At 56.6% G+C, this 7,079-nt stretch carries 7 protein-coding genes; 4 read left to right on the forward strand and 3 right to left on the reverse strand.

Going from position 1 to position 7,079, the window contains the following annotated elements; translation table 11 throughout:
- Nucleotides 1-34: 34 nt before the first annotated feature.
- On the reverse strand, nt 35-1,480 hold the full coding sequence (locus tag ABJK70_RS17555) for an ATP-binding protein (protein WP_240502349.1): 1,446 nt from the start codon (nt 1,478-1,480) through the stop codon (nt 35-37).
- A 116-nt stretch (nt 1,481-1,596) separates the two neighbouring features.
- Nucleotides 1,597-2,883 carry an oligosaccharide flippase family protein gene (locus ABJK70_RS17560; RefSeq protein WP_077727872.1) on the reverse strand — a complete coding sequence of 429 codons (1,287 nt, stop codon included), beginning with the start codon at nt 2,881-2,883 and terminating at the stop codon, nt 1,597-1,599.
- Nucleotides 2,884-3,228: 345 nt separating this feature from the next.
- Here ABJK70_RS17560 and ABJK70_RS17565 point away from each other — a divergent pair, with 345 nt between their 5' ends.
- The 4 genes from ABJK70_RS17565 to ABJK70_RS17580 all read left to right on the forward strand — a co-directional run bounded on the left by ABJK70_RS17565 (nt 3,229) and on the right by ABJK70_RS17580 (nt 6,837).
- Entirely contained in the window at nt 3,229-3,579 is a 351-nt protein-coding gene (locus ABJK70_RS17565) for a hypothetical protein (RefSeq protein WP_347258620.1), read from the forward strand.
- Nucleotides 3,580-3,875: 296 nt separating this feature from the next.
- The gene (locus ABJK70_RS17570; RefSeq protein WP_077727870.1) at nt 3,876-4,067 is read left to right on the forward strand and encodes a YezD family protein; all 192 of its coding nucleotides are present in this window, start codon (nt 3,876-3,878) and stop codon (nt 4,065-4,067) included.
- 140 nt (nt 4,068-4,207) lie between these two features.
- Nucleotides 4,208-5,779 (forward strand): porin, encoded by a 1,572-nt coding sequence (locus ABJK70_RS17575; protein WP_086134948.1) that lies wholly within the window; start codon nt 4,208-4,210, stop codon nt 5,777-5,779.
- A gap of 14 nt (nt 5,780-5,793) precedes the next feature.
- The gene (locus tag ABJK70_RS17580; RefSeq protein WP_347258621.1) at nt 5,794-6,837 is read left to right on the forward strand and encodes a sulfate ABC transporter substrate-binding protein; all 1,044 of its coding nucleotides are present in this window, start codon (nt 5,794-5,796) and stop codon (nt 6,835-6,837) included.
- Here ABJK70_RS17580 and ABJK70_RS17585 read toward each other — a convergent pair.
- The coding region (locus tag ABJK70_RS17585; RefSeq protein ID WP_347258622.1) for a hypothetical protein at nt 6,834-7,079 on the reverse strand (246 nt) is incomplete at its 5' end. The two genes, ABJK70_RS17580 and ABJK70_RS17585, sit on opposite strands and share 4 nt — an antisense overlap.

Raw genomic sequence — 7,079 nt, forward strand, 5'->3', positions numbered from 1 at the left:
TTCGATGATCAGCAAGGTATTCAGCACGGCAAACTCAGACCCATTGACAAGGAAGCGTTAAACTCACCCGAGCTCCACGGGGCTCGACATTCGAAATATCCAGCTGCCCGCCCAGGTCGCGCGTGAACCGCTGAACCATGGCCAGACCGAGGCCGGTACCGCCGGGCCGCCCGGTTGCGAAAGGACGAATGCCGGTTTGCAGGATCTCCTCGGGAAACCCAGGCCCATCGTCGGTCACCGTGAGGAGAACGTGGTCATCCCCTCGACAGGCACAAATTTCTATCGTTCCGTTTTGATCTCCGATAGCCTGCGCCGAGTTCAGAATCAGATTGAGCAAGGTCTGGCGCAGACGGCATCCCGGCAGCCGGCAGACCAAATCGTTCGATGCGCTCCAATCGAGCCTGATGTTGGGCTGGATCTGGTAACGGGTCAGCGTCACCAATTCGCGGATCAACACGCCGACGTCGCATTCGGCAACGGGCGCCGGGGTATGTCGGCCATTATCGAGCAGTTCGTTGAGGAGCCGTCCCATCCGCTTCAGCTCGGCGATGATCAAATCGACTCTCTCCGCCTGTTCGGTATCGTCGATCTCGTTGCGGAGATTGACGCAGGTCATCTGGATGCCGGCGAGAGGGTTGCGCAATTCGTGGGCGATACCGGCCGCCAGCTCGCCGACCGCCGCCAATCGTTCGGTACGGGACAGACTGGCCTGTTGCTCCAGCAAGGCCCGCGTGGCCGCGCGCACCTCCGCTTCGAGGGATTCCGCGTGGTGGCGCTTGACTTCCTCCAGCTCGGCCAGACGCTTGACCATATCGTTATAGCTATTGAACACCGGCAGCAAGAGCGGGTCGATCCGCGCGGTTTCGATCGGCGTGAAATCTTCGTGGGCGAGGCGCAGCAGCAGTTCCTTGAGATTGTTCAGCGGCGCCAGGATTTGGCGGCGGAAGAACACTCCCCCGAACAGCAGAATGGCCGCCAGTACTCCGAATACCAGCGAGATTTCGGTACGGGTCGCCTGGCCGATCTCCTCCACCAATCTTTCCCGCTCCAGTGTCTCTTGGTCCAGCATGGCGCTGGTTATTTTGAGTGCGCGCAGCAAGAGCGCTTCCTGGCTCTCCGGAGGCAAGCGCTCCCGGCTGATTTCGACGATCAGTCTGCTGACTTCGGTCAGTTTGTTCGGCGTATCGGCCGCGACGTGATAATCATGCCGCGCCAGTTCCGCAAGCCGGGTGGAAAGCTCGGAAAGCTGTTGCGCATGCAAGCGGCGGTTTGACCCGGTCGTAAAGTACCCCGTCAGCGCGTCCTGCAACTTGAATGCGACCTCCTGAATATGATGGGCGTAGCCGACGTAGGCGCGCACGGTTTCAAACCGCTCCAGGTTGCGCCAAATCATGCCGCCGAGGAGGACGAGCACCAACAGCAAAAGGCCGAGCAGCGCCCAGCCCCTTACTTGGGCATAGCGATAGGAAAATGGTTTCACGGTCTGATTCTCAAAGGCGCGAAGATACCCATGCTCTGACTCTGTCCCCCGGCCCATGATTCGGCGGCAGCCGGTCGTTCAGGCTGCGTATTCTAGCCCAGAGAGAGAGGCTCGCTTCAAAAAGCGATCTGTCCGCCAACGGCATTCAAGTGTCGACGCGTCTGATAACGCAAGAGGACAAACAGAAAGCACATCGACAAGGAGTAGCCGTAAGCCGCGCCCACCGCGCCGAATCGCTCGGACAGATAAAAACCGAGCACCAGATTGATGACTACCGCATAACTGGTGGAAACGAATACGCTGCGGCTCTGCTTCATAAACTGTAGGTAATAGGGCGAATCCGAGAAAATGGCGTTGACCGAGGCGCCCACCGCAAGCACGCACAGCGCTTCGTAGCCATGGCTGAAATTGGGGCCGAACCAGTCGAGAATGGTTTGTCCGAGCACCACGACGACGGTCAGAAAAGCGATCGCCAGCCCGCCCACCACCATTAGCCTGTGCCGCATCAAACGCCGCAAGGACAAGCCGTCCGCGCGCTCCATGAACATCGACGTCAGCGGCAGATAAAACCGGTTCGCCGTATTGGCCAGAAGCACGATGAAGGTGCCGGTCTGCGCGGCGACGGCATAGGTGCCCACGATCGCGTCGGACGGATAGAGCAGTTCCAAGACGATCACTCCCGATCCGGCCATCACGCTCAACATCCAACTGTTCAGCAACAGCGGCACCGCCCGCCGCACCCATTTGGCCCTCAAAAAGTCGGGCCGAGCCCGCCACGTATCTTCCGGCATCGTGAGCCGGGCCAACTGGTGTATCGCACTCAGGGTCCATAGCCAGGCCAAGCCATAACCGCAGGCGACGCCGACCGCCGTCATCGGCAAATCGAATAGAAAAATCAGGTAGACGAAAAAAAGAAAGCTGGTCGGCAAAAGCAAGCGGTAGATCATGACCGCCTCGATTTGCCTGCCGTTCGCCGTAACCACCTCGACCAGAAACAAGGCGGGGGCGATGGCGGGCAAGAACAGGACGAGAATGACCAGGGCGATGGGAGAATTCGCTCCCGAGGCGATGCCGAGCATCAACCCAATGAAGGCGAGGAGTAGGCTGAAAAGTACGATCGTACGCAGGGAGAAGGTCCAAAACCCCAAGCTGCGCGTCCAATCTCCTCGCTCCCGATAAACCGGAATGCAGCGCAATGCGTACTTGTCGAGTCCGAGCGTGGCCACGGTGGACAAAATGGTGATGGCGGACAGAGCTACGCTGAAATCGTCGAAATCCCGAACCGAAAGGTTGCGCGCCAGCGTGATATTGATCACGTAAAACAGCAGATAATTCACCAACGCAAGAACGCACAAGATCAGAGAGCCGGAATAATCAGCGCGCGATAAGGACTGAGTCAGCATGAATGCGAGTGTGGGTTATCGTGGAGTTCCGGCCAATCCGTTCGAGCCGATTTTGTTCTTGGTCATCGATGTGGATGTTTTGCTTGTTTTATGACCGACTGATGAAATTCGGCAATCGACTGCCCTAAAAGAGCCGCCTTGGCGCATGGTCTCCAGGTTTCTATTATGCCAGTGTCGGCTCGATAATTATTCGACATTCGACAAAATCATCGGGGCCTTCCCAGGTTTTCCCTAAAAGAACTTTTTCAAACATTCGTCAAAATCGAATCGCGCCGTTTCGGCGCCGTCTAAGTCAGGAAGACGTGACGAAACGACGCCGACATCCCCGAAAAACGGAGCATGATCATGAAACAGACAGGAAAAGCCCTGGCGATTATCCTGGGCTTGTGCGTCTTGAATCCACTCCTTCTGGCGGAAGAAAAACCGGCTCGACCGCAGGCGGGTTCGCCTGAAATCCAGGGAGGAGAACAACAGATAAAACGTCTGAAAGAGCGGCAAGAGTATCTATTGAAAATGCACGACCTGATGCACCAGATTCGAGATGCCAAGACTGACGAGGAGCGGGAGCGTCTCAAATTGGAGCACCTCAAACTCCTCCAGATTCGGACGTCCCCGCACGATCCGGATATGATGCAGGAACATATCCAAAAACTTATGGAACAAGGTACCGAGATGAAGGAGCGATCAAACAAATAATCAAAACCTCGCGGCCGATCTATTCGCCGGAAACGTTCGGCTCTTTGTTCCGTCTGCTTGCCTCATTTCCTCACATGCCTGCCTCGACTGCCGCCGCACAGCTTGGATTTTATTATTATCATTAGTTATAAGTTTTATATTTTTTATTCTTTTTAGTTTTAACCTTCGCTGTTAACATGCCTCCAACGACGATTCGGAAGCATGGCCTTGTCCCTCACAAAGCACACGGAATCAAGGCGCCCGAACGCGGAACCGTAGGATAAAGACTAAACAGGAAAATAGCCAAGGCTTGCGCTATGACGCTCAACAACCGTTTGCCTTATCAAGCTTCACAAACATCGCTGACAACCCAAAAGATCCTGGAAGCCTTGCAGGGGCTACGTTTTGGCTCGGTCGAGATCATCGTGCATGACGGACGCATCGTCCAGATCGAACGCAAGGAAAAGCTTCGCCTCAATCTCGCCTGTCCCGCCGCGTCCGCGGACTAAGACAGCGATCAGCAGTACACATTCTTTTTTCCATTATCGAAATCAGCCCACCGGTTCACCGGAGGTTCAACAAGAAAAATACGACTCGGCACGCTGACCGGATCACCGGAACTGCCTGAATGTGATAAGGGGTCACGATCATGCAAAACCGATGGTCTTTACTGTGGGCGGCGGGGGTGGGCAGCGCCTGGCTGGGGTTCGCACCCGAAGCTTCGGCCATTACTGCCGAACAGCGTTTCGAAAAGCTGGAACGCCACATCCTGGAACTCGAAAGACGACTCGAAGCCTCAGAGGCGGAAAACCAGAAGCTGCGTTCGAAGAAGCCCGCATCCACATCAACGGCATCCGAGCCGGACGTGAAAGCGCTCGATCAAAAGGTGAAAATTTTGGAACGCAAACTGGAAGTCGAACACGAGGTCACCGAAGCCAACGCCAAGAAAACGCCGCGGGTAGAAGCCGGTTCCGCCGGTTTCAGAATCACCTCGCCGGATGGGGACCACCAACTCAGGTTACGCGGCTACGTCCAGGCCGACGGCAATATCTTCATGGACGATTCCTCGGGCGATGCCATCGCGGACAAGTTCACCATCCGCCGAGCACGCTTGAACTTCGACGGCACCTTGTTCAAATACGCCGACTTCCGCATTGCGCCTGACTTCGGCGGAGGTCAATCCCGGCTCTTCGACGCCTACCTGGATCTCCATTACTTGCCTTTCGCCAGTCTCAACGTAGGCAAACAAAAAGCGCCGATCAGCTTGGAGCGTTTGCAGTCGGCCACCGCATTGACCTTCGCCGAACGCGCTTACCCCACGCAATTGGCACCGAACCGTGACGTCGGCGTTCTGCTGCACGGCGAATTCGCCAAACCCGGCTACACCACCCAGTATGGCGGTCCGCACAATTTCAATGACTTCATCACCTATCAGTTGGGCGTATTCAATGGCGCTCGCGACAATGGATTCATCGACACCGATTTGAATGACGATTTCGAGTTTCAAGGACGGGTGTTCGCCCATCCCTTCCAGCACAGCGGCATCGGACCTTTGGAAGGACTCGGTCTCGGCGTTGCCGGCAGTTGGGGACACCCGCGCAACGAAACAAGCATCCCCGGACTTACCAGCCCCGGACAGCAAAGAATCCTGAGGTATAGCGAAGCCAACAGCACGGCCACGGCCACCTCGGTAAACGGCTATCACTATCGGGTCTACCCGCAGCTGTACTGGTATTGGGGACCGTTCGGACTGCTCAGCGAATATGCCATCTCATCTCAGGAACTCCGCCGATCCACAATCACCGGCCCTACCATCAATGCGAAGACGAGGCAGGACAATACCGCTTGGCAGGTGGCGCTCTCCTATGTCCTGACCGGCGAGGACAGCAGCTTCAACGGCGTAAAGCCCCGCCATGCGTTTAATCCGTTCAACGGCCAATGGGGCGCGTGGCAAGTCGCGGGACGTTGGAGCGAGCTGGATGTTGATGACGATACCTTTCGCGATTTCGATCCGCGTGCGACCAGCACGCTCTTTTTCGCCAACCCGGCCCAATCCGTCAGCAAGGCGACCTCCTGGGCGCTGGGCTTGAACTGGTATTTGAACAATAACGTAAAAGTCATGGCCGATTACGAGCAGACCCATTTCGACGGCGGCGCAGCCGGCAACGGCGACCGGCCCACCGAAAAGATCTTTTTCACCCGATTCCAGTTCTCTTATTAAAAGGAGCCAGCCTCATGACACTCAAAAATTTAAGAAACACCTTGAACACCGCTCTGCTCGGCATGGCCTTGGCCGCTTCGTCCACCACCGAAGCCGCCGCCGTCAGCCTGCTTAATGTCTCCTACGACCCCACCCGCGAGTTTTACGAAGAATACAACGCGGCCTTCGCCAAGTACTGGCGCGAGAAGACCGGGGACACGGTTACCGTCAAACAATCCCACGGCGGCGGCGGCAAGCAGGCTCGCGCGGTAATCGACGGGCTGGACGCGGACGTGGTGACGCTGGCCCTGGCTTACGACGTCGACCAGTTGTATCAAAAAGCCAAGCTGATTCCGGAAAACTGGCAGTCGCGTCTGCCCAATAACAGCGCCCCCTATACCTCCACCATGGTGTTCCTGGTGCGCGAGGGAAATCCCAAGGGCATCAAGGACTGGGACGACCTCGCCAAGCCCGGCGTTTCGGTGGTCACGCCCAATCCGAAAACATCGGGCGGCGCCCGCTGGATCTATCTCGCCGCCTGGGGCTACGGACTGAAAAAGCACGGAAACGAGGCAGCCGCCAAGGACCTGGTGCAGAAGATCTACAAGAATGCGGCGGTATTGGACACGGGAGCGCGCGGCTCGACCGTTACGTTCGCCGAGCGGGAAATCGGCGACGTACTGGTCACCTGGGAAAACGAAGCCCATTTGATACTCAAGGAATACAGCCGATCCAGCAGCACGGAACACGGCAGACAGAAGTTCGAGATCGTCACGCCGTCCCTCAGCATTCTGGCCGAACCGCCGGTTACGGTGGTGGATAAGGTGGCCAAGCGCCACGGCACGGAAGAGCTCGCAACAGCCTATCTGGAATATCTCTACAGCAAGGAGGGCCAGGATCTCGCCGCAAAGCATTTCTATCGGCCCGGCGATCCGGAGATCCTGGCCAAATACGGCAATCAATTCAAAAAGATCGAACTGTTCAGGATCTCCGACGTTTTCGGCGACTGGAACAAAGCCCAAAAGACACATTTCTCGGACGGTGGCGTGTTCGATCAGATTTACGGCTCAGGACGCTAAGCATTCCAGGAAAGGATAGTTAGGTTCCAGAGCCTTAAACCCGCTGGCAGACCGGGACCGTCTGCCGCCTCTGTGGTTACTTTATGGAATCTCTGATTAAGTCCTTCGACAGGCATGTCCTGAGCTTGTCGAACCATGAACGGAATCCACTTGTTCAGAGCTTCCTTATGCAAAGGAGCTTTCCCATGCCTCTGCGACAACTCGTGGAATATTTCAATCAGCGCTTCGCCGAAGAGCAAGGA

The sequence above is a fragment of the Methylocaldum sp. genome (assembly GCF_039794385.1).
Classification (GTDB): domain Bacteria; phylum Pseudomonadota; class Gammaproteobacteria; order Methylococcales; family Methylococcaceae; genus Methylocaldum.

Coding starts and splice junctions, on each gene's coding strand:
- ABJK70_RS17560 (WP_077727872.1), bottom strand. CDS start 2,883: ATGCTGACTCAGTCCTTATCGCGCGCTGATTATTCCGGCTCTCTGATC.
- ABJK70_RS17570 (WP_077727870.1), top strand. CDS start 3,876: ATGACGCTCAACAACCGTTTGCCTTATCAAGCTTCACAAACATCGCTG.
- ABJK70_RS17580 (WP_347258621.1), top strand. CDS start 5,794: ATGACACTCAAAAATTTAAGAAACACCTTGAACACCGCTCTGCTCGGC.
- ABJK70_RS17565 (WP_347258620.1), top strand. CDS start 3,229: ATGAAACAGACAGGAAAAGCCCTGGCGATTATCCTGGGCTTGTGCGTC.
- ABJK70_RS17575 (WP_086134948.1), top strand. CDS start 4,208: ATGCAAAACCGATGGTCTTTACTGTGGGCGGCGGGGGTGGGCAGCGCC.